Below are 22,747 nucleotides of genomic sequence, written 5' to 3' on the forward strand. Positions count from 1 at the left end.
CGGGTCCGTGGTGAGCCCCGCGCGTGGACACCGTCCGCGAGGACGGTCAGGGCGTCAGGCGTCCACCCGCACGTCCGGTGAGGCGACGCCGCCGTGCACCGTGCTCAGCAGCTCACCGGCGAGGCCGACCGCCGCGTCGGGGCCGCTCGCGGTGCCGAACACGTAGAAGTCGGGGCGGACCGCGACGGCCGAGCAGCCCAGTTCGGTGAACCAGCCGCGGTAGGTGCCGTCGGTGTCGTGGACGACGGCCGCCCCCGGGTGCGCGGCGGCCCGCTCGCCCGGAACGACGACCCGGACGCCCGCCCGGGCCAGGTCGTCGAGCAGCCGGGAGGTCTCCAGAGCACCCAGCAGTCCCTCGTCGACGAGCAGGTGGAAGCCGCCGCCCACGATCTGGTCCAGGCGATCGCGGCGCGTGCCGTCGTCCACCACGCCCTGTACCGACAGCTGCCCCCGGCCGGCGCCCGAGGTCCGTGCGAGCAGGCCGTCGTCGAGACTCGGGAAGCGCATGGGCTCGGGGGCCCCGGATTCCGCGCGGCGGGCCAGCAGGGTCCGGTCGCGCTCGGCGGCACGCTCCGGGTCCCGCAGGGTCTGGAGGTGGCCGAGTTCGATGCCCTTCTCGGTCACCGCGCGCACATGCGGCTCGCGCTCCGTCTGATAGGTGTCGAGGATGTCGTCCGGGGCGGTTCCGCGCAGGACGAGGTCCAGCTTGAACGCGAGGTTCTGCGCGTCGCGGAAGCCCGAGCACATGCCCTGCCCGAGGAACGGGGGCATCTGGTGCGCCGCGTCGCCCGCCAGCAGGACGCGGCCCCGGCGCCAGTGGTCCGCGACGAGGGACCGGAAGGTGTACGTGGCGACCCGGATGAGGTCGGCGTCGTCCGGGGTGAGATAGGGCGCCACACGCTTCCACACCCGCTGCGGGTCGCGCTCGGTCCCGAAGTCGTCCACCGAGTCGAGCATGAAGCTGAACCGGTGGTGCGCGGGTCCGAGCGAGATGATCGAGGTGGGACTCAGCGGATCACCGAGTTGCAGAGCGAGCGGGACCCGCGTCGGGCGGCGGAAGCGGAAGTCGCACACCATCCACGGCTCGGAGAAGCCGTAGTCGTCCAGCTCGACACCGAGCGCCGACCGCACGAAGCTGTTGCCTCCGTCGCAGCCCAGGACATAGCGCGCGCCGACCGTCCGGCGCCCTTCGGGTCCCTCCACGGTGAGCGTGACGTCGTCCGCGGCCTGTTCCAGCGCGACCACGGTGGTGGAGTGCCGCACGTCCACCTGGGGCATCGACCGGCACACGGCGTCCAGCGCCTCTTCGAGGTCCGGCTGGTACATCATGTTCCATTCCGCCCAGCCGCTGCGTCCGGTCTCGGCGAACCGCTGCTCCATCAGCAGGTCTCCGCGGCCGTTGCGCCACTCGTAGGTGCGCTGGACGCGCACCTTGGGCAGCAGCTCCTCCGCCACGCCGAGGCGTGCGAGCGTGCGCATGGTCTCGTCGTCGAAGCTGGCCGCCCGCGGCAGGTTGTACAGGCCCGCGTACCGCTCGAGCACCAGGACCCGGTGCCCCGCCTGCCCCAGCAGGCCGGCGACCACCATGCCCACCGGCCCGTAGCCCACCACGGCCACGTCCACCGTGGTTCCGTGCGGGACCGGGCCGCCGGCGGCATCCTCCGTACCCGTCATCGGGCACCTCCATCTTCTCGGGCTTTCCGAAGGGTTGACACCGACGGAACGTACGTTTCACCATCGGTGAAGTCAATGCACATAAGTGAAACAGGTAGAGGTTGCGATGCGGACCATCGGTCTTGAGGAACACTTCGTCACACCGGAGCTGGTGGGTCACGGCGCCTCGGCGGCCGCGATCATCGAGCCGGGGAAGTGGCGCGAGGCGTCCCGGCGGCTCCTCGACATCACCGGCGAGCGACTGGCCGAGATGGACGCGGTGGGGCTGGACATGCAGGTGCTGTCCCTCAACTCCCCCGGCATCCAGGCCGAGACGGACGCCGCCGCCGCGGTCGCCCAGGCGACGGCCGTGAACGACCTGCTCGCCGGCGTGGTGGCCGACCACCCCGACCGCTTCGCCGGTTTCGCCGCCCTGCCGCTGCAGGACCCGAAGGCCGCCGCCGACGAGCTGGAGCGCGCCGTCTCCGAGCTGGGGATGCGCGGTGCCCTGGTGAACGCGCACACCCAGGGCCGCTACCTCGACCACCCGGAGCTGCGCGTCGTGTGGGAGCGCGCCGCGGGCCTGGACGTCCCGCTCTACCTGCACCCCGCCAACGGCGTCGACGTCCCGCACGTCATCGAGGGGCACCCGGAGCTCATCGGGCCGATGTGGAGCTGGGGCTCGGAGACCGCCACCCACTTCCTGCGGTGCGTGTTCGGCGGTGTCTTCGACGACTTCCCCGACGCCAGGATGCTGCTGGGCCACATGGGCGAGGGCCTGCCCTACGTGTTGTGGCGGCTGGACTCCCGCTGGGAGTACCACAACCACCACGGTGTCGAGCTGGCCCGGGGCAACCCGTCGGAGTACGTCCGCCACAACCTGTACATCACGACCAGCGGCGTATGCTCGGCCCCGCCGCTGCTGTGCGCGCTGCTCGCCCTGGGCTCGGACCACATCCTCTTCGGCACCGACTACCCCTTCGAGGAGATGGCGGCGGCCACCGAGTTCCTGCGGACGGCCCCGATCAGCGAGGCCGACCGGGCGAAGATCGCCCACGGCAACGCCGAGCGGCTGCTCGGTCTCTGACCGCCGGTCCGCGCCCCGGGTGGCGCCATGTGCGGCCGCGCACCCGGCCCCCTCTCCCCACCGCTCCCCTCCCCCTCCCCTTCTCAAGCAAGGAGTCGCCGACATGACCCGAGAGAACACGGCACGACACTGGATCGACGGCGAGTGGGTCGGTTCCGCGCGGACCTCCGAGAGTGTCGACCCGGCCACGGGCGAAGTGATCGGCACGTACGCGGACGCCGACGCCGGGCTGGGGCAGAGGGCCGTCGACGCGGCGGCCCGCGCCTTCAAGGAGGGCACGTGGCGGCTGGACCCGATGGTGCGGTCCACCGCCCTGAGTCACCTGGCCGACGCGTACGCGGCACGCATGGACGAGGTGATCGGCACTCTGTGTCGGGAGAACGGCAAGCTCCGGCACGAGGCGGGCTTCGAGTCGCACTTCATCCTGCGCGCGCTGCGCTTCGCGGCGGGTCTGGCGATCCAGCCGCACGGCCGGGTCACCGACACCCAGCCGGGCCGTCAGGCCATGTCGATCCGGCAGCCCGTCGGCGTCGCCGGGATCGTGGTGCCGTGGAACTCCCCCGCCTACCTCTGCATCCGCGCGCTGGCCCCGGCCCTCGCGGCGGGCTGCACGGCCGTGGTGAAGATGCCGGGGCAGGCGGCACGGACCGCCGCGCTCATGAGCGAGATCCTCGCCTCCGTCCCCGAACTACCGAAGGGCGTGGTGAACGTCGTCGTCGAGTCCGGCTCCGACGTCGCGCGCCTGCTGGTCGAGTCCCCCCGGGTGCCCGCCATCAGCTTCACCGGCAGCACCGCCACCGGACGGCTCATCGCCCAGGAGGCAGCCGGCCGCTTCAAGCGGGTGGGGCTCGAGCTGGGCGGCAAGACCCCTCACCTGGTCTTCGCCGACGCCGACGTGGAGGCCGCGCTCGCCACCGCCGTCGCGTCGTGCACGGTGTTCGCCGGACAGTTCTGCATGACGGGCAGCAGGGTCCTCGTCCAGCGGGAGATCGCCGACGAGTTCACCGCCGCCCTGGCCCAGCGCCTGGAGAGCGTGCGTCCCGGCCCGGCCTCGGATCCGGCCAGCCAGATCGGCCCCCTGATCGACAAGGCGTCCGTCGCCCGGGTCGACGCCGCCGTGGAGGCGGCGATCGCGGCCGGCGCCAAGCCGATCGTCCGCGGCGGCCCGAGCACCCGCCCCGAGCTGGCGGGCGGCGCTTTCTATCACCCCACCCTGCTCGCGGTCCCCGACTCCTCCCTCCCGATCGTGCAGGAGGAGACCTTCGGCCCGGTGCAGACCGTCCAGGTCTTCGACACCGAGGAGGAGGCCATCGCTCTGGCCAACGACACCGAGTACGGCCTGAGCGCCTGCGTCTGGAGCCGGGACGCGGACCGGCCGGTGCGCGTCGCCCGACAGCTCGACGCCGGCCTCATCTCCATCAACAGCTGGGCGAACCTGACCATCGAGTTCGAGGAGGGCGGCTACAAGTCCAGCGGCGTGGGCCGGCTCGGGGGCCTGGCGTCCATCGAGGACTTCCTGGAGTACAAGCAGATCACCCAGGACTACGTGCCGCAGCACCACTGACGGACGACTCGGCGAGGGCGGGAGCGCGTCCGCGCGGTCCCTCGGAGGCCGGCCCACCGGGGACCGCCCTTGCCGGTCCCGCAGGCCGCGCCGTTGCGGACGGCCCGGCGTCATCGCCCGCGTGAAGCATCCGGAACTCTTGCTGTTATCACATATAGCACCTAGGCTCGCAGGGCCCGACGGCGCCCGGAACGGGGCTTCGGTCCCACGGATTCCGGGGCGGCCGACTCCCCCGCGGGCCGCGCGTCGTCGTTCACCGCGCGCAGTCCCCCTCCTCCGTGCGGCACGCCGGAACCCACCCCTGGCAGGAGGCCACAGATGGCCAAGCAGCGCGACCTTCTGACCTTCGAGGTCGACGGACACACGATCACGGCGCTCACCGCCGGTCCCGCCGAACCGTCCGGCAAACCCCTGATCGCCGCTCTCCACGGCGGCACGTACACGGCGCGGTACTTCGACGTCGCGGGCGCACCCGAGGGGTCGTTCCTCGACGTCGCCGCCGCGCACGGCCACCCGGTGGTGGCCTTCGACCGTCCCGGGTACGGCGGCAGCACCCCGCTGGAGCCGGACGCCAACACGTTCACCCGGCACGCGGAGCTGCTCACCGGCGCCCTGACGCAGGCGGTCGCGCGCCACGCGGCCGACCGCGTCCTCCTCGTCGGGCACTCGATCGGCGGCATGATCGCCCTGATGATCGCCGCCTCCGCTCCCGGCCTTCCCCTGATCGGCGTCTCGGCGACCGGGATGGGGGCCGTCATCCCGAGCGGCGGAGCGGCCGAGGCCCTCGGTTCCCTTCCTCCGGACGAGACCGTGGACCTGCCGTACGAGGAGCGGGACAAGGTGATGTTCGGACCGGCGCACACCTACAGGGCCGAGGGGGTGCGCCAGGCGCACGCCTCCTACGCGCCCGTGCCGGTGAGGGAGTTGGTCCAGGCTCCGGCGTGGCCGAAGGAGCATCTGCGCACCGTCGCCCCCCGGGTCCGCGTCCCCGTGCACAACGCGCTCGCCGAGTTCGACGCCCTGTGGAGCAGCAGCCCGCAGGACGTCGCCCGGTTCGCCGCGCTGTTCACCGCGGCTCCCTTCGTCGACGCGAGCGTCGCCCGCGGCACGGGTCACTGCATCGATCACCACACGCTCGGCCACGCGCTGCACCTGCGGCAGCTCGCGTTCGCCGAGGAGTGTGCGCACTGGGCCGCGACGCGGCAGAGAGCCGAGAACGAGAACTGATGCCCTCCGTGGACAACGCGCACCTCCCGCGGCACGTGCAGGTCCTCATCGCCGGTGGCGGGCCGGTCGGCCTGGCGGCCGCCGTCGAGCTGGGCCGGCGCGGGGTCGACTGCCTGGTCGTCGAGCCGCGCGCCACCGTCTCCCGGGCGCGCCCCCGCTGCAAGACGCTCAACGTGCGCACGATGGAACACCTGCGCCGCTGGGGCCTGGCCGAGCGGCTGCGGGCGCGCGCGCCGCTGCCCGTTTCCTGGTCCCGGGACGTCGTGTTCTGCACCTCGCTGACCGGCAGGGAGCTGTCCCGTTTCTCCGGCGTCCTGGGGCTCGCGCCGGAGGGCGACCGTTTCCCGGAAATCGGCCAGCAGGCACCGCAGTACGTCCTGGAGGAGGTGCTCCGCGAGGCGGTCGAGGAACTCGCCACGTGCCGGCTCGTCCTCGGGTCGAAGGTCGTCGACGTGAGCCAGGACGACGACCTGGTGTCCGTGACCGTCGAGGACGGCGCCGGGGACCTGGGTGTCGTCACCGCCGACTACGTGATCGGCTGCGACGGCCCGCGCAGCGTCGTGCGGGACCGGATCGGCTCCCGCTACCTGGGCGGGGAGGCCCTGCGCCCGAACTTCGGCATGGTCTTCGAGAGCCCCGGCCTGTGGGAGCACGTGCGGCACGGGCCGGCCGTGCAGTACTGGGTCGTCAACCCGGCCGCCCCGGCGCTGGTCGGGCCGCTGGACCGGACGAACACCTGGTGGGCGATCGCCTTCGGTGTCGACCGGGTGACCGGGGAGCGCGAGGCACGGCACATCATCGACGCCGTGGCGGGCAGACCGGTGCGGGCCGAGGTGCTGTCCACCGACCCGTGGACCGCCCGGATGCAGATCGTCGACCGCATGCGCCACGGCAGGGTCTTCCTCGCCGGTGACGCCGCGCACCTCAACCCGCCGTTCGGCGGCCACGGGCTCAACACCGGCATCGGCGACGCCGTCGACCTGGGCTGGAAACTCGCGGCCGTGCTCGCCGGCTGGGGCGGGACGGACGTCCTCGACAGCTACGAGAAGGAGCGCCGCCCCGTCCAGGAACGCGTCATCCACGAGGCGACCGCCAACATGCGCGTGCTCTCCACCGAGTTGCTCGCCGACGACCTCGACGCGGAGGACCGGGCGGGCGCCGAGGCCCGTCGGGCCGCGGGTGCGCGCATCCAGGAGACCAAGAAGGCGGAGTTCCATTCCCTCGACCTGGTCCTCGGACTCCGCATCGCCGCCTCACCGATCGTCCCCGCGGTCCGGGACGGACGGGAGGACGCCGGGTGGACGGGTGCCCGGCTGCCCCACGTGTTCCTCGAGGACGGCCGTTCCCTGTACGACGTGCTCGGTGACCATCTGACGCTGCTCGTCCTCGGACGCGGTGCGTCGGTGACGGCCGTCGAGGAGGCCGCACGCCTGCGGGACGTGCCGCTCACCGTGGTGCGCCTGCCGGAGTCCGTGTCCGCCGGCTACGCCGAACTGCTGGGCGCCCGCCTCGCCCTGGTCCGCCCGGACCAGGTGGTCGGCTGGCTGGGGGACGAGGCCCCCGAGGACGCCCTCGCCCTCGTCGACACGCTGAGAGGCTGCGCGCGCCGGGGCGGGACCCCGGCACCTCACGGATCCTGACCCTCTCCGGACCACCTCCCCGGAACCGCACTCCGACACGTCGACGCGGGTGCCCCGCCGCCCCGTCGTCCGGCGCCCGCGCGCCGACCACCAGACCCCGCCCCGGCCGCGTCCTGTCCGAGGTACCTGCCTCGCGGCCGGGGCGGACCGGTGTCCGCCGCCCGGTCTCCCCCGCTTCGCCCGAGTGCGGCGCACCTGCACGCGGGCGACCGCGCGCCCTCCGGTCGTCCCGCACCACCCGCCGGTGCGGGACGGGGCACCTCCTTCCCCGCACCAGGAACACCTCTGCCGAGGAACCCCTCTCCCGAAAGGAAGCAGCACGCATGAGCGCCAACCGATGGACGAGACGACAGGTCCTGAACACCGCGGCGGGTACGGCCGCGGTCGCCGGCGCGTCCGCACTGATGACGCCCGGCGTCTCCGAGGCGCACGGCGGCAAGCCCGACCCGCACGGCCGGCTGCGGATCATCGCCATCGAGGAAGCCGTCATCCTGCCGGGTCTCATCACCCAGGGCACAGCACTGAACGGCGCGATCCCCTTCAAGCCCGAGGTCACCGCCGAGTGGTTCAAGCGGCTTCCGGACGTCACCGAGTACCGGCTCGCCGACATGGACGCGAACGGCGTCACCATGCAGGTGCTCTCCCTCACCCCGCCCGGGGTGCAGATGCAGCCCGACGCGGCGATCGCCGTACGCGACGCGCAGGTCGCCAACGACGCGCTGGCCGGCATCATCGACGCGCACCCCACCCGGTTCGGCGGGCTCGCCGCGCTGCCCCTCCAGGACCCGCAGGCGGCCGTGCGGGAGGCCCGGCGCGCCATACGCGACCTCAAGATGGCCGGGTTCCTGGTCAACGGCCACACCAACGGCCACTACCTGGACGAGCCGCAGTTCCGGCCCGTGTGGGCCGCGCTGGAGGAACTGGGCGCCGCCCTCTACCTCCACCCCACTCCGGCCCCGACCGGCGAATGGGGACTGCTGAAGGACCGTCCGGAACTGGTCGGCCCCCTCTACAGCTGGGCGGCGGAGACCGGTGGGCACGCCCTGCGCGTCATCCTCGGCGGCGTCTTCGACGACTTCCCGGGCGCCAGACTCATCGTGGGCCACATGGGCGAGTTCCTGCCGTACCAGATCCCCCGCCTCGACGTGCAGATCAAGAACATCAACACCAAGGTGCCGCTGAAGAAGAAGCCCTCCGAGTACCTCACGCAGAACATCGCCATCACCACCTCGGGCGTGATGGACGACACCATGCTCCAGGCCGCCGTCAAGGCGGTGGGCATCGACAACGTGCTCTTCGCCATCGACTACCCCTTCGAGAAGAGCGAACAGGCCGTCGGGTTCCTGCGCAACGCGAGCCTGTCGGCCGGTCACCGCAGGAAGATCGCCCACCGCAACGCCGAACGTCTCCTGAAACTGTGATCACCCCGTCGCCGGGATGACCCCCGCGCCCCGCACCGTGCCGACCACGGTGCGGGGCGTCGTCCGCCGCAGCGGACGGGCCCGGCCGTCCGCCCTCTTGTCATGCACGCAGCCCGTCACAGGAGCATCGCTATAGTTGATATCGACCACCGGACGGCCGAAGCGAGGGATACACCGTGGCGACACCCCGAGGGGCTCTCCAGCCCATCACGTCACGGTCCGTGGTGGAGCAGGCCACCGAGGAACTGCGGCGCGCGATCCTCGCCGGCGACCTGGCCCCCGGTGCGGAGTACTCGCTGCGCGAGCTGGCCGGCATGCTCGACATCAGTTTCATCCCCATCCGCGAGGCGCTGCGCAGTCTGGAGAGCGAGGGCCTGGTCATCATGCGGCCCGGCCGCAGCGCCGTCGTCACCCCGCTCGACCTCGACGACCTGCACGGCATCTACCGCCTCCGGCGCGCCCTGGAACCGGAGATCGCCCGGCGTTCGTGCGGTCTCCTGACGGACGAGGAGCTGGACCTGCTGGAGTCCCGGGCCGTCGACTTCGGCGCCCGGGAACACGGCATGGCCGACATCTACGACGACCACCACGCCTTCCACCTCGCCCTCCTGGCGCCGGCCGCGACCGCCTGGGACATCCGGGTCCTCACCACGCTCTGGCGGGCGGGAGAACGCTACATCCGCATCGGCTTCGGCCGGCTCGACCCCGATCCCACCGAACACGAGCGGCGCGGCAAGGCCCACACGGACCTCGTGGCGGCCTTCCGCACCCGCGACCCCGACGCGGTCGCCGCCGCCGTCGAACAGCACCTCGCCCGCAACGAGAAGATCGCCTTCTCGGCCCTCTCCTGAACACGGCCGCCCCCGGCCCCCGGCGGTGTCCGAACCGGTCGAGCCGGTCGGACACCGCCGGGGGCTTTTTCCGTGCCTGTGACGGGCCCCGGGTCACTGGGCGAGGGGCGCGTCCGCCTCGGCGGGGGCACCGGCCGGCGCGGCGGCGGACGTACGGCGGCCCGACCGCAGCAGTCCGATCAGGAGCGCGCCGAGGAGCGCGGGGACGACGAAGGCGTAGAAGCCGGCCTCGGACGAGCTGATCAGCACGGTGACGGCGGCCACGTAGCTGGGGCCGACGATGGCGCCGACGCGGCCGACGCCGAGGCTGAAGCCCAGCGCGGTGCCGCGCAGCCGCGCCGGGTGGGCGTGGGCGACGTAGATGTTGACGAGCGCCTGGGTGCCGAGCGCACCGAAGCCGGCGACGGCGGAGGCGGCCAGGAGCAGGGGACGGGGCTGCGGCGTGCTCAGGGACATCATGGCGACGGCGGCGAGGAGGAAGCTGACGATCGTGGAGACCTTCAGCAGCCCGCGGTCGGCGACCAGGGCGGCGCCGAGGGTGCCGATGACGGCACCGACGTTGAAGGCGATGGAGAACTCCAGCGAGGAGCTGAGGTCGTACCCGTTGTCGACCATCAGCGTGGGCAGCCAGGTGCTGGCGCCGTAGACGATGACGAGCCCGGAGAACGTGGCCGCCCAGAACAGCAGGGTGGAACGGCGGTACCGCGGCCCGAGCAGCCGGCGGAGCCGGTTGCCGGACTCCTCCGTCTCGGCGGCCGGGGCGGTCTCGGCCCCGACCTCGGCCGGGCGGTCCTGGACCACGGCGGGAACCAGGCGCCACACCACGGGGATCAGGATCAGGGGGATGACGCCGAAGAGGAAGAGGGTGCGGAAGTCCCCCTCGGGCAGCAGGGTGCGGCCGACGACACCGGTGATGATGCCGCCGATGGCCAGTCCCGTCGTGGCGGTGCCCACCTGAAGGGAGTGCCGGGCGGGGTTGGCGGCCTCGCTGACGTACGCGGTGACGAGGGGGATCAGGGCGCCGATGCCCATGCCGGTGAGGAAGCGGGTCGCGCCGAACAGGGCGAGGTCGCCGGCCACGGCGCTCAGCAGCATCGCCAGGGAGAGCCAGGCCAGGCTGATGGTCATGGGCAGGCGACGGCCGTAGAGGTCACCGGCCCAGCCGGCGGCGATGGAGCCCAGGGGCATGCCGAGCGCGGTGAGACTGCCCAGCAGTCCCAGCGTCGACTTGGTGACGTCCCAGCCGGGATGGTGGAGCAGGGAGGGGCCGACCGCACCCAGGACGAAGAGGTCGTACCCCTCGATGCACAGGATGACGAGCCCGAGGGCCACCGCGGGACCGGGGCGGGCCCCGGTCGTGGGTGTGCCGGGGGTGGGATTCATGTCCGTACTCCTCATGGGGGACTGCACGAGTGGGAAGGCCACGGCGAACCGAAGAGGGCGTGGGCGCGCGATCGGGCCGATCGCGGGGGTGGTCCGACGACTCCCGGCCTCGCCGACGGAGGTGGCCGACGGGCGGCGTCCGGGTGGGAGCGGTCGCCGGTGGAGAAGGGAGCGCCCCTGCCGGGGGCATGAGGTGCCACGGCGGGGAGCGTGCCCGAGAGAGCGTGCCCGGTGGCACCGGCAGCGCGGGACACACGGTGCGCCGCGTCGCGAGACGCGTCGCCGGGCGTCACGGACGGCGTGTCCGGCAGCGCACAGGCAGCGGGCAGGGTGCCTTACCCGCCGCGGTCACGCGGCGGGGAACTGGCAGTGATGCTGAGGCTCGCAACGGGCCCATGTCAATGCCCGTGCAGGGAGGACACCGAGGGTTCCGCGCCCTCTTGACGCTCCGCCGCACACCATCGCATGATCAGGGTAATCATCATGCTGATTTGGGGCGAGCGAGGTTCCCTTCGACTCCGTTGTGCTCACCTCAAGGACGTCATCGGACGAGGACCAGGAGGAGTGACCGTGGCAAAGCTCGAGATCATCGTGGCCAGCACGCGCCCCGGCCGTACCGGCCCATTGATCGGAGGCTGGGTGGAGACCATCGCCGTGGAGCACGGCGGCTTCCCCGAAGTGGAGGTGGTCGATCTGGCCGAGGTGAACCTGCCGTTCATGAACGAACCGCTCCACCCGCGTCTCGGCCGGTACACCCACCAGCACACCCTCGACTGGAGCGCCAAGGTCAGCGAGGCGGACGCCTTCGTGTTCGTCATGCCGGAGTACAACTACGGTTACAACGCGGAACTCAAGAACGCCATCGACTACCTGCACAACGAGTGGAAGTACAAGCCCGTCGGCCTGGTCAGCTACGGAGGCGTCTCCGCGGGCACCCGGGCGGCCCAGATGATCAAGCAGGTGGTCACGACCCTCAAGATGACCCCCCTCTTCGAAGCCGTCTCGATTCCCTTCGTCCACGAATTCGTCAAGGACGGTGAACTCACGCCGAATCAGGTCATGACCTCTTCGGCGAAGGCGATGCTCGACGAGCTCACCCGGGTGGCCGCCGCGCTCCGCCCCTTGCGCGAGGCCGACGTTCGGTAGCCCTCAGGCGGACAGCTCCTGCTCGACCCAGATGGTCTTGCCGCTCGGCCCGTACCTGCTTCCCCAGCGGCGGCTGAGCTGTGCCACGAGGAACAGGCCCCGGCCCCCTTCGTCGGTGGTGCGGGCGCGGCGCAGGCGGGGCTGCGTGTTACTGGGGTCGGTGACTTCGCAGAAGAGCACCTCGTCGCGGATCAGGCGCACACCCACCGGCCCGCCCGCGTACCGTACGGCGTTGGTGACGAGTTCGCTGACGATCAGTTCGGTCACGAAGGCGTTGCCCTCCAGCCCCCATTCGGCGAGCTTGCCGGTCGCCGCTCCCCTGGCCGAGGCCACCGCCGCGGGATCGGCCGGGAACTCCCAGCAAGCGACATCGGCCGCGTCGAGCGCGGAGGTACGTGCGAGCAGCAGTGCCGCGTCGTCGCGCAGCGGGGGCCCCTCGACGTCCGCCATGAGGGTCCGGGCCAGCGAGGGAAGGTCGCCTCCGGAACGCTGGAGTCGCGCCAGCCGGTCCGCGAGGTCACGCGTGGCGTCGTCGATGTCGGTCCCGTACCGCTGGAGCAGGCCGTCCGTGTACAGGGCGAGGAGACTGCCCGGCGGCACGTCGACGGTCCTGGCCTCGAACGGCAGGCCGCCCACGCCGAGCGGCGGCCCCGGGTGGACGGCGACCGACCGGGCGGGTCCGCCCGGCACCGCCATGATCAGCGGCGGGTGACCCGCCGCGGCGACCGTACAGCGGCGGGTGACCGGATCGTGCACGGCCACCAGACAGGTGGCGCCGACCGCGTCGCGATGCGCGGGATCCGCCTCGTCCGCCAGCCGGATCACCAAGTCGTCGAGACGCGTGAGCAGTTCGTCGGGGGCCAGTTCCAGATCCGCCAGTGTCTGCACGGCGGTACGCAGTCGTCCCATCGTGGCGGTGGCGTGGAGACCGCGGCCGGTCACGTCTCCGACGACGAGTGCGGTCCGGAGGGACGGGAGTTCGATCGCGTCGAACCAGTCCCCGGCGATCTCGGCGCCGCCCGCCGCCGGCACGTAGGCGCTCGTGGTCTCCATGACCCGGGTGGACGTGGCCGTCTGGGGCAGCAGACGTCTCTGGAGGGTGACGGCGGCGCGGTGCTCCCGGGTGTAGCGACGGCAGTTGTCCACGCCGAGAGCCGCGTGCGCGGCGACCTCGGTCAGCAGGGCCGCGTCCTCGTCGTCGAAGGGCTCGGGCCGGTCCGCGCGCCAGACGGCCACGTCGCCCAGCACCAGGCCGCGCGCGAAGAGCGGGGCGACGGCCATGGAGTGACCGCCTTCGGGTGCCGCGAGCCGTACCCGGGCCTGATCGGCCAGGCCCCGTTCCAGGGCGGCCCTGTCGACCACGATCGTGCGGCCTTCCTGGAGACCGCGCACCATCGGCAGGTCCGGGAGGGGCGGAACGGCGCCGCCGGGCTGGAGGAGTTCCCGCGGCCATGAACCGTTCGCGGAACACACCGCCGCCCTGCGCAGATGGAGGTCGCCTCCGCCGAAGGTCTTCGGCGGCTCGTCCCCCGTGAGGACGGCGTCGGCGAGATCGACCCACGCGTAGTCGGCGAAGTCGAGAACCAGCATGTCGACGATCTCCTGCGCCGTCCTCCTGACGTCGAGCGTGCCCCCGATCTCAGCCGACGCCCGATGGCGCAGCTCGCGCCGGCGAGCCGCTCGCCAGTGCTCCGTGGCATCGGTGAGCAGGACCGCGACGCCCGTGGGCCGACCGTCCCTGTCTTCCGTCCGTACGGCCGACACGGACCAGGACCAGTCCCCGTACGGCGGCTGTATCGCCCTCACCCGCTGGTCGCGACCGGCGAAGGCCTCGCCGGTCTCCAGGACACCGCGCAAGGCCGCTTCCGCGACGGCGGCATCGGACGGGCGCATCACGTCGGAGAGCCGGCTCCCCGCGGGGAGCGGCGGCCCGGGGAACCCGCCATGTGCGATGTTGGTCCGCACGACGGCCAGCTCCGTGTCCCTCAGGACGAAGCCGATCCGGTCCTGGGAGAGCAACGCCCGTGACAGGGCCTCCGCCCGCTCGGTCGCGGACGCCCGGTCGGCGGTGACGGCGAGGATCAACACCTGGGTGCTCCCCCGCAGCCGCTCGACGCGGTAACAAACGCTGACGGGCCGCCCGGAGCGACGCCGCAGCGCGACCGTGCCGCTGTCCGGCACGGTGCCCGCAGCAAGGGGTCCGGGCCCGTCCAGCAGCCTCAGGACGGAACGGCCCAGTACCTCCGAAGCCGGCCGTTCCAGGAGATCCTCGGCAACGCGGGACCACCCGACCACGACACCGCGACGATCGACCAGTGCGGCCGCCACATCGGCCGGCTGACCGCCACTGCCCGCATCGCTCGCCCTCATGGCGTCGTCACCGCCTCTCGCACCGGGCCGGTGATCCCATCATGTCCCGGCGGCGGAACCCTCGCCTTCCAGCGGCCGGTTCCCGTCGGCGTCTGACGGCCGGTCACCGAAGGAAGCCGGAGGGTTGCTGTTATCACATATAGCGGCTACGGTCGGTCCGTCCTGCCGGCCTCCGGTCGACCCTGCCGAGGCTGCCGGGACCGCGCCCGACAGCGCCGCTGCTGGACTGTCCGCCCGTGCCGCGCCGACTCCGCGCGGCCGACAGTCGCGGGCCCCGCCACACCGCGGACCGGCCGACACCCCCGCCACCCCGCCTCCGGGCATGGACGCTCCGCCTTCCGCGCCCACCCGACAGAAAGGCACAACGATGTGCATCAGCCACCGAAACCGACGTGACTTCCTCAAGACGGCCGCGGCAGCCGGCGTCGCCGTCGCCGGCGCGCAGGCGCTGGTGGCGCCCGGCACCGCCGGCGCCCGGGAACACACCGCCGCCATCGGCGACAAGGTCGCGTTGACCGATGTCCGGGTCTTCGACGGCAGTGAACTGACCGCACCGCGCACCGTGGTCATCGAGAACGGGCGGATCGGTGTCAGCGCCTTCGGCGCGCGCAGGATCGACGGCGAGGGTGCCGTCCTGCTTCCCGGACTGATCGACGCCCACATCCACCTGCGGGACGTGACCACCCTGCGGCAACTGGCCGGTTCCGGCGTGACGACCGGTCTGGACATGGCCTGCTTCCCGCCCTCGGCCGTCGACCCGCTGCGCGAACTGCCCGGCCTGACCGACATCCGCAGCGCGGGTACTCCGGCGGTGGCGCCCGGAAGCCCCCAGAGCCAACTGCCGGCCTTCCCGGCGGACGCGGTCCTGACCGGGCCGGACCAGGCCTCCCGGTTCGTACGCGCCCGGATCGCCGAAGGGTCCGACTACATCAAGGTCATCATCGATGAACCGGGCCTGGCACCGGAGACCGTCCAGGCCGTGACGACGGCGGCGCACTCCTTCGGCAAGCTCGTCATGGCCCACGCGACCACCACGGCCGGCGTGGAGCGGGCGCTGGACGCGGGCGTCGACATGATCCACCACGTACCTCTCGACAGCCCCCTGCCCGCCGGGGTGGCGGCACGGTACACCGCCACCGGCACCGTCGCCGTGCCCACCCTGACCATGATGGAGGGCTTCGCCGGTCTCGGCATACCCGGCATGGATTACGCGGCCGCCGAGGGCAGCGTCGCCGCGCTGCGCGGGGCCGGCGCCCGGATCCTGGCGGGCACGGACGCCAACAGCACTCCAGGGATCCCGGTGCAGCCGCCGTTCGGTACCAGCCTCCACCACGAACTGGAGCTGCTGGTCCGCGCGGGCCTCACCCCCCGGGAGGCCCTGCGGGCCGCGACCGGCCTGCCCGCCCAGTCCTTCGGGCTGCGGGACCGCGGCGTCATCCGCCCCGGATACCGCGCCGACCTCCTCCTGGTCGACGGCGACCCGCTCGCCGACATCACCGCGACCCGCGCCCTCCGGCGCGTCTGGGTCGGCGGCGTGGAGTACTCCCCCGCCGCCTGACCGGGCTCCCCGTACCACCGCGACCGGCGCGCGCCTCCCGGCCGGACAGCCGGCCGGGAGACGGTGACCGGGGCGCGGCACCGCACAGGACACCCGGGGGGCGGCCGTGGAAGGCCGAGCCGGCACGCCGCCGCCGGGCACAGCAAGGGTCACCGAGCGCCTGCGGGCGCTCCCCGTTCCTCCACCGAAGAAGTGGCGCCATGACTTTCCCAGCCCCGACCGAATCCGTGCGCCGGCCGAGAGGGGTCCCCGCCCTGCTCGCGGCCCTCGGACTGACGATGACCGCGGCCCTCGGCTGCTCGGCATCCGCAGAGACCGAGGAGGCGGACGACAGTACCGTACGGGTGGCACTCGTCGACGCGGCACCACCGAGCCTGCCCCTGCTCGCGGAGAAGAACGGCGACTTCACCGCCCAGGGCCTCGACGTGTCGATCTCCTCGCTGCCGAGCACGCACATCACGTCCTTCGCCTCCTCGCTCGGCGGGAAGTACGACATCGCCTGGGGCACACCCGCCGACGTCATCGCGGCGGCCTCGCGGGGCCAGGACATCACGGTGATCGCCGGAGCGTACGTCGACAGCGACGAGCGCCCGCAGGCCCAGATGTACGCCGCCGAGTCGGGCACGGTCGACTCGGCGACGGACCTCAGCGGCAAGCGGCTGGCGGTGCCGTCCCTGTCCGGCACGCTGTTCCTGGCAGTGCTGACCTCGCTGAACAGGGCGGGCGTGGACATCGACGGCGTCCAGCTGCTCGAGGTGCCCTTCTCCGACATGCTCCGCGCACTCGACGCCGGCCAGGTCGACGCCGTCGCGACGGTCCAGCCGTACATGGGCGCGGTCCAGGCCGCCGGCCACCGTCCGCTCGGCGACCCTTTCCTGTCGGTCGACTCCCCCGCCGTCGCCGGAATGTGGATCGCGGACCGCGCATGGGCGGAGAAGAACCCTGGAACGATCTCCTCCTTCGTCGCGGCCCTCGACTCCGCCGACTGGTGGGCCTCGTCCCACGAACGGGAGGCGCGGGCCTTCCTGTCGTCCGCGCTGGGGACACCGCGCCGGACGGCGGCAACCGCTCCGCTGCCCGACTGGGACAGCTCGATCTCGCCAGAGGCACTGACGCCGTGGATAGAGGCCGTCGCGTCCTCGGGACAGGTCCACGGCACCCTGCCGAAGGCCGAGGACCTCGTGTCGGTGTCCGAAGAGGACTGACCGCGTGCCGTACGGGGGCCGTCGCCGAACCGTCGGCCCCCGTACGGCGGTTCACTGGGTGAGGTCGAGTGCGGCGCCGACGATGCTGTCGGTGTCGATCCCGTGGTGGCGGTAGACCTCGTCCAGGGAGCCCGACTGGCCGAAGCGGGTGACGCCCAGCCTGCGGATCGGCACGCGGTGGAGGGTGGCGAGGAAGGCGAGGGTGTGCGGGTGTCCGTCCAGGACGGTGACCAGCGGGGTGGCCCGCTCCGCGGGGAAGACCTGGTCCAGGATCCAGTCGGGCGCCTCGCCGTGCCCGACGCGGGCGTCGAGGGCCCGGTAGAGCAGTCCCGGGCTGGTCACGCACACGACGTCCGCCGGGATGCCGAGGTGCTGGAGGCGGTCCGCCGCGGCCAGGGCCTCCGTCACCACGGCTCCCATGGCGGCGATGGTGACCCGGGCGTCGGCCTGTCGGCGCAGCGGGTAGGCGCCGGCGACGACCTGGCGGCGGCGGCGTTCGCGGGCCGCCGGGTCGGTGGGGACCCGGGCGAGGGTCTGGTCGACGGGGCGGGTGGACAGCCTCAGGTAGGCGGAGCCGCCGTCCGGCCTGCCGAGGCGGGACAGGGCGGCCAGCAGCGTCCACTCGGTGTCCAGGGCGAACGCCGGCTCCCAGGTCGTGCAGCCGGGCTGCTCGATACCGAGAGAAGGCGTGGTGATGGACTGGTGGGCACCGCCCTCGGGCGCCAGGGTGACGCCGGACGGGGTTCCGACCAGGATCGACTGGCCGCCGGCGTACATGCCGAACGACCAGGGTTCCAGGGCGCGTTGCACGAAGGGGTCGTACATCACGCCGATGGGCAGCAGCGGCTCGCCCCAGCGGCTCCAGGTCGCGCCCAGCTCTCCGAGGAGGCCGACCAGGTTGGTCTCGGCGATGCCCAGTTCGATGTGCTGTCCGGTCGGCCGCTCCCGCCAGTGCAGGATGGTCTCCGCGTCGTCGGCGAACCAGTCCACGCGCTCGGTGGGCGACCAGACGCCGACCTTGTTGACCCAGCCGCCCAGGTTGGTCGACGAGCTGACGTCGGGGCTGACCGTCACCACCCGCCGGGCCGCCTCGGGTGCGCTGCGGGTCAGGTCGAGCAGCACCCGGCCCAGGGCGGCCTGGGTCGTCGCGACGCCTGTCGGGGTACGGCCGATGTCCGTGGGAAGCGCCGGCGGGCGCGCCTCGGGGACGGTGTCCCGGCGCAGCCGCGCCGCGGTCTGCGCGCACAGGCGGGCCGCCGCCGAGTCGGCGGCGAAACCCTCCCAGGGGTGGTCGGGATCGGCGCCCACCTCGTCCGCCAGCTCCCGCATCTGCTCTTCCGTCAGCAGGGAGGAGTGGTTCTGCGGGTGTCCCTGGGTGGGCAGGCCGTGACCCTTGATGGTGTACGCGAAAATCACGGTGGGCCGGTCGTCGTCCACCTCGGACAGCGCGGTGTCGAGGGCGGACAGGTCGTGACCGCCCAGATTGCGGACCGCCTCCATCAGGGTCGCGTCGTCCGTCTCCGCGAGCAGCTCGGTGATCGTCGGGGCTTCGGGGCCGGTGCCGGGCAGCCGGTCACGCAACTCGTCGGCCGAGCAGCGCAGCAGGCGCTGGTACTCGGGGTTGGACATGTCGTCGATGCGGGCACGCAGAGCGTGTCCGCCGGGGCGCGCGAACAGCTTCTCCAGGAGGGTGCCGTACTTGAGGGTGAGCACCTGCCATCCGGCCGCGGCGAACATGCCGTGCAGGCGCCCGGCGGCCATGTTCGGCACGACGCGGTCCAGGGACTGCCGGTTCAGGTCGACGATCCAGACCAGTTCGCCGAGTTCGGCGACCTGGGGGTCCATCAGGGCCTCCCACACCGCGCCCTCGTCCAGCTCCGCGTCTCCGACGAGCGCGTACTGCCGGCCCTTGAAGCCGCCGTCGCCGCTCTTGTCCGCGTAGCGGCGGGCCAGGGCTCCCCAGATCGTCGCGGTGGCGCCGATGCCCACCGACCCGGTGGAGTAGTCGACCGGGTCGGGGTCCTTGGACCGGCTCGGGTAGCTCTGGAGACCGCCGAAGGCGCGCAACGTGGGCAGGTAGGAGGCGTCCAGTTCACCGAGCAGGTGGTTGACGGCGTGCAGGACCGGCGAGGCGTGCGGCTTGACCGAGACCCGGTCCTCGGGGCGCAGATGACGGAACCACAGGGTCGTCATGATCGACACCATCGAGGCGCACGAGGCCTGGTGGCCGCCGACCTTGAGGCCCGACGGGTTGGGGCGCACCCGGTTGGCGTGGTGCACGATCGCACTGGACAGCCACAGCACGCGGTCCTCGATCTCGTGCAGCACGTCGAGGGCGGCGGCCGGGGTCCGCCGGGGGGCGGCTGGTGCGGTGGTCATGGCGGAACGGTCTCCTCGCGCTCGGCACACCCGGCGCGCGGACCCGCGGCCGACGGTGACTTGGGACGAACCACGGCGGCGTGAAGAGCGCGCCGGGGGGCGCCCCGGCGCACATCGGGCCGGCTCACGACCGGATCACGGTCGGCGGCGTGCTGCCAGGGGCGGATCCTGCAGACGAGGAGACCACCCGGTCAGGACGGTGCACAAGAACCCACGAGGAAATGACGCAGAATGCCCAATCATCCGCCCTCTCGACCCCGGAAGGTGCGCACCGTGCCCAACTCCGAGCGGATCCACCCCACCGACGCACGCCTGCTCCTGGCACTCTCCTCCCGTCCCCGGGCCACCACGGTGGCGCTCGCCGAGGCGAGCGGACTGAGCCGCAACACCGTCCAGGCCCGCCTGACGGCACTGGACCGCACCGGTGCCGTGGGCTCCTTCGAGCGCCGCGTCGACCCCGCGGCCCTCGGTTATCCCCTCGGCGCGTTCGTGACCACCCAGGTCACCCAGCGCAGGCTGGACGAGGTCGCGCACGCGCTCGCGGCGATTCCCGAGGTCCTCGAGGTGTACGGACTGACCGGTGACACCGACCTGCTGGTCCACGTGGTCGCGGCCGACGCCGAGGACCTGTACCGCGTGGCCGGCCACATCCTCGATGTTCCCGGGGTGGAACGCACCAGTACCGCACTCGTCATGCGCCGGCTGGTCCCCTACCGGCTCGCCCCGCTGCTGCACCGAGCCGCCGCCGGCTGATCACGGACCACCGGACGACCCGGCCGACGCCGGATCCGGAGGCCACCGGCACGGACGCCCGAGTCCGCCCGCCGCTCGACCGGAAATTCGCCGGCCCCGGCTCCTTGCTGTTATCACATATAGCGCCTTACTGTATGAGCAGCACCCGGCCGATGGCCCCGCCTCGTGGACACCCACAGCCCCGACGGCCTCACCGACGTCACCCCGGCCGACGAATCCGGCAGGCCCCCGCGGTCACCTTGCCCGCCGTCAGCCACAAGGGGTACGGCAAGGCACTGCTCGGCCCGGACGACCGGCCGGGGGCCGCCCCGTCCCAGGAACACAGGAGCAGTTCCGTGCGTATCGCCAACCTCTCCGGCCGTCTGGTCCTCGTCGTCGACGGTCTCGCCGTCGACGTCGAGGAGGCCAGCGGTGGCCGCTTCACCGCGGACCCGCAGGCCGTCTACGAGCGGTGGAAGGAATTCCGTCAGTGGGCCGCGCAGGCCCGTCTGCCCGAAGGAAGCCCCTTCGATCCCGCCGCTCTGGGCGCTCCCGTACCCGCCCCGCGGCAGATCGTCGCCGCCGGCCTGAACTACCGCGACCATGCGGCCGAGTCCGGGTTCGCCCTGCCCGAGACGATGCCGCCGGTCTTCACCAAGTTCGCCACCAGCATCACCGGCCCCGTCACCGAGGTCGCCCTGCCGCCCGGCGGCCACACCGACTGGGAGATCGAACTCGTCGCCGTCATCGGCACCCGCGCCCATCGGATCTCCGCGGAAGCCGCCTGGGACCACGTCGCCGGGCTGACCGTGGGCCAGGACATCTCCGAGCGCATCACGCAACTGGAGGGTCCCGCACCGCAGTTCAGCCTCGGCAAGTCCTTCCCGGGCTTCGCCCCCATCGGGCCGTGGCTGGTCACCCCGGACGCGTTCGACAACCCCGACGACCTGGGGCTGCGCTGCACCGTGAACGGCGAGGAGGTCCAGAAGAGCCGCACCGGCGACCTGATCTTCTCCGTACCCGAGCTGATCGCCCGCCTGTCCTCGGTGATCCCCCTGCTGCCCGGCGACGTCGTCTTCACCGGAACCCCGGCCGGCGTCGGTCTGGGCCGTGACCCGCAGCGCTGGCTCGCCCCCGGTGACGAGCTGGTCAGCGCCATCGAGGGCATCGGCGAACTGCGCCAGACCTTCGTCGCACGGACCTGACCCCCGGCGGCCACGCTCCCGCGAGGCCGTCCGCGCATCCCGCACGCGACCCGAACCGGGCGTGCGGGCGCACCACCGGCCCGCCGACCGGCCGGTGACAGCCCATCGCGGGTGGACGCCCGCAGGCTCGATCGAGGAGGATCGAATGTCCGCCACACCGAAGTTCGCCCACGTCGTGTTCCAGACCAGCAACCCCGACGGCATGCGGGACTGGTACTGCGCCGTTCTCGACGGACACGTGGTGTTCCAGAACGAAGGCCTGTGCTTCATCACCTATGACGAGGAGCACCACCGCGTCGCCCTGCTCACGCCGCCGGTCGCCCTGGACCGCAAGACGCCCACGACGGCCGCGGCCCACCACGTGGCGTACACCTTCGACCACCTCGACGACCTCCTCGCCCGCTACGAGCTGCTGCGCGACAAGGGCATCACCCCGGCGGTGTGCATCGCCCACGGCGTCACCACGTCCATGTACTACCAGGACCCGGACGGCAGCTTCGTCGAGATGCAGATCGACGTCTTCACCGACCCCGACGAGGCGACCGCCTACATGAGGGGACCGGAGTACAGCGCCGACGCCGTCGGCCCCGCCTTCGACCCCGAGGCCATGCTCGTCGCCCGCCGTTCCGGAGCGGCCGTCGAGGACCTGATCCACCGGTCCTGGGCCCTGAAGGCCGACCTGCCCGACCCGATGTCGGTCCTCACCGGGGCCGTCTGAGCACCGAGCGGGGCCCGTACACACCACCAGGGGTGCCGGGACGTCACCGGCACCCCGTCGGCGCGCCGCCGCCCGGCGGCCCGAGGCCGGTCGCCCCGCCCGGCCTCGCGCCCGTATCCACCGTCTGGGGGACCCCTTGAGCGCATCCAGTGACCACGCCGACTGCTTCATGTGCGGCCTGGAACAGAACGAAGATTCCGCCGTCGTTTTCCGTGACCCCCTGTGGTCGGGGGAAGTGGTGCCCGGCTACGACGTACCCGGCTGGTTCGTCCTGCGGGCCCGTCGGCACGCCGAGCGCATCACCGGGCTCGACGAGGCCGAGCTGGCCTCGTTCGCCCGCCGCACACGTGACCTGGTCGCGGCGGTGACCGAGGTGACCGGCGCGCCCGCGACGTACCTGATGGTCTTCGGGGAGAACCATCCGCACTTCCACGTGCTCGTCACGGCTCGCGGTGAACACGTTCCCGCGGGCCGGCGCAACGGGAACATCCTCCGGCTCCGGACCGAGCACGCCGACCCGGAGGCCGCCGCCCGTCTGGTGCCGGCGGTGCGCCGCGCCTACGAGCGCCTCGCCGGCGAGGGCGCGTACCCGCAGTCGGCCTGAGCGC

Annotated in this window: 17 protein-coding genes; 13 read left to right on the forward strand and 4 right to left on the reverse strand. The window is 72.5% G+C overall.

What is annotated here, in order from left to right:
• Positions 1–54: 54 nt before the first annotated feature.
• Entirely contained in the window at positions 55–1,674 is a 1,620-nt protein-coding gene (locus tag ACH4F6_RS21230; RefSeq protein ID WP_397961802.1) for a bifunctional 3-(3-hydroxy-phenyl)propionate/3-hydroxycinnamic acid hydroxylase, read from the reverse strand.
• Between the two features lie 106 nt (positions 1,675–1,780).
• Here ACH4F6_RS21230 and ACH4F6_RS21235 point away from each other — a divergent pair, with 106 nt between their 5' ends.
• From ACH4F6_RS21235 to ACH4F6_RS21260, 6 genes are all read left to right on the forward strand, one after another.
• Entirely contained in the window at positions 1,781–2,740 is a 960-nt protein-coding gene (locus tag ACH4F6_RS21235; protein ID WP_397961803.1) for an amidohydrolase family protein, read from the forward strand.
• 103 nt (positions 2,741–2,843) lie between these two features.
• On the forward strand, positions 2,844–4,304 hold the full coding sequence (locus ACH4F6_RS21240; protein WP_397961804.1) for an aldehyde dehydrogenase family protein: 1,461 nt from the start codon (positions 2,844–2,846) through the stop codon (positions 4,302–4,304).
• Between the two features lie 318 nt (positions 4,305–4,622).
• The gene (locus tag ACH4F6_RS21245; RefSeq protein WP_397961805.1) at positions 4,623–5,531 is read left to right on the forward strand and encodes an alpha/beta hydrolase; all 909 of its coding nucleotides are present in this window, start codon (positions 4,623–4,625) and stop codon (positions 5,529–5,531) included.
• The gene (locus tag ACH4F6_RS21250) at positions 5,531–7,171 is read left to right on the forward strand and encodes an FAD-dependent monooxygenase (protein WP_397961806.1); all 1,641 of its coding nucleotides are present in this window, start codon (positions 5,531–5,533) and stop codon (positions 7,169–7,171) included. Before ACH4F6_RS21245 ends, ACH4F6_RS21250 begins: the two co-directional genes overlap by 1 nt.
• A gap of 323 nt (positions 7,172–7,494) precedes the next feature.
• A complete protein-coding gene (locus ACH4F6_RS21255; RefSeq protein WP_397961807.1) occupies positions 7,495–8,592 on the forward strand; it encodes an amidohydrolase family protein in 1,098 nt (365 codons plus the stop codon).
• Between the two features lie 176 nt (positions 8,593–8,768).
• Positions 8,769–9,443: a GntR family transcriptional regulator gene (locus ACH4F6_RS21260; protein WP_397961808.1), complete on the forward strand. Its 675-nt coding sequence runs from the start codon at positions 8,769–8,771 to the stop codon at positions 9,441–9,443.
• 93 nt (positions 9,444–9,536) lie between these two features.
• On the opposite strand, the gene ACH4F6_RS21265 is transcribed toward ACH4F6_RS21260, so the two are convergent.
• Positions 9,537–10,826, reverse strand: coding sequence for an MFS transporter (locus ACH4F6_RS21265; RefSeq protein ID WP_397961809.1), 1,290 nt, complete (start codon positions 10,824–10,826; stop codon positions 9,537–9,539).
• A 570-nt stretch (positions 10,827–11,396) separates the two neighbouring features.
• Here ACH4F6_RS21265 and ACH4F6_RS21270 point away from each other — a divergent pair.
• Positions 11,397–11,972 (forward strand): NADPH-dependent FMN reductase, encoded by a 576-nt coding sequence (locus ACH4F6_RS21270; protein ID WP_397961810.1) that lies wholly within the window; start codon positions 11,397–11,399, stop codon positions 11,970–11,972.
• A gap of 3 nt (positions 11,973–11,975) precedes the next feature.
• On the opposite strand, the gene ACH4F6_RS21275 is transcribed toward ACH4F6_RS21270, so the two are convergent.
• Positions 11,976–14,342: a SpoIIE family protein phosphatase gene (locus ACH4F6_RS21275; RefSeq protein ID WP_397961811.1), complete on the reverse strand. Its 2,367-nt coding sequence runs from the start codon at positions 14,340–14,342 to the stop codon at positions 11,976–11,978.
• A gap of 367 nt (positions 14,343–14,709) precedes the next feature.
• On the opposite strand from ACH4F6_RS21275, the gene ACH4F6_RS21280 reads away from it, so the two are divergent.
• Both ACH4F6_RS21280 and ACH4F6_RS21285 read left to right on the forward strand, forming a co-directional pair.
• Positions 14,710–15,900, forward strand: a complete 1,191-nt coding sequence (locus ACH4F6_RS21280) for an amidohydrolase family protein (protein ID WP_397961812.1) — start codon at positions 14,710–14,712, stop codon at positions 15,898–15,900.
• 200 nt (positions 15,901–16,100) lie between these two features.
• Positions 16,101–17,105, forward strand: coding sequence for an ABC transporter substrate-binding protein (locus ACH4F6_RS21285; protein ID WP_397961813.1), 1,005 nt, complete (start codon positions 16,101–16,103; stop codon positions 17,103–17,105).
• A gap of 51 nt (positions 17,106–17,156) precedes the next feature.
• Here the strand turns inward: ACH4F6_RS21285 and ACH4F6_RS21290 are convergent, their stop codons facing one another.
• Positions 17,157–19,484, reverse strand: coding sequence for a transketolase-like TK C-terminal-containing protein (locus ACH4F6_RS21290; RefSeq protein WP_397961814.1), 2,328 nt, complete (start codon positions 19,482–19,484; stop codon positions 17,157–17,159).
• 273 nt (positions 19,485–19,757) lie between these two features.
• Between ACH4F6_RS21290 and ACH4F6_RS21295 the strand changes: the two genes are divergently transcribed.
• The 4 genes from ACH4F6_RS21295 (at position 19,758) to ACH4F6_RS21310 (ending at position 22,743) form a co-directional block, all read left to right on the forward strand.
• Positions 19,758–20,237: an Lrp/AsnC family transcriptional regulator gene (locus tag ACH4F6_RS21295; protein ID WP_397961815.1), complete on the forward strand. Its 480-nt coding sequence runs from the start codon at positions 19,758–19,760 to the stop codon at positions 20,235–20,237.
• A 335-nt stretch (positions 20,238–20,572) separates the two neighbouring features.
• On the forward strand, positions 20,573–21,421 hold the full coding sequence (locus ACH4F6_RS21300; RefSeq protein ID WP_397961816.1) for a fumarylacetoacetate hydrolase family protein: 849 nt from the start codon (positions 20,573–20,575) through the stop codon (positions 21,419–21,421).
• Positions 21,422–21,566: 145 nt separating this feature from the next.
• Positions 21,567–22,139: a VOC family protein gene (locus ACH4F6_RS21305; RefSeq protein WP_397961817.1), complete on the forward strand. Its 573-nt coding sequence runs from the start codon at positions 21,567–21,569 to the stop codon at positions 22,137–22,139.
• Between the two features lie 136 nt (positions 22,140–22,275).
• Positions 22,276–22,743 carry a hypothetical protein gene (locus tag ACH4F6_RS21310; RefSeq protein WP_397961818.1) on the forward strand — a complete coding sequence of 156 codons (468 nt, stop codon included), beginning with the start codon at positions 22,276–22,278 and terminating at the stop codon, positions 22,741–22,743.
• The last annotated feature ends 4 nt before the right edge of the window (positions 22,744–22,747 follow it).

The sequence above is a fragment of the Streptomyces sp. NPDC017936 genome (assembly GCF_044328485.1).
GTDB lineage: Bacteria > Actinomycetota > Actinomycetes > Streptomycetales > Streptomycetaceae > Streptomyces.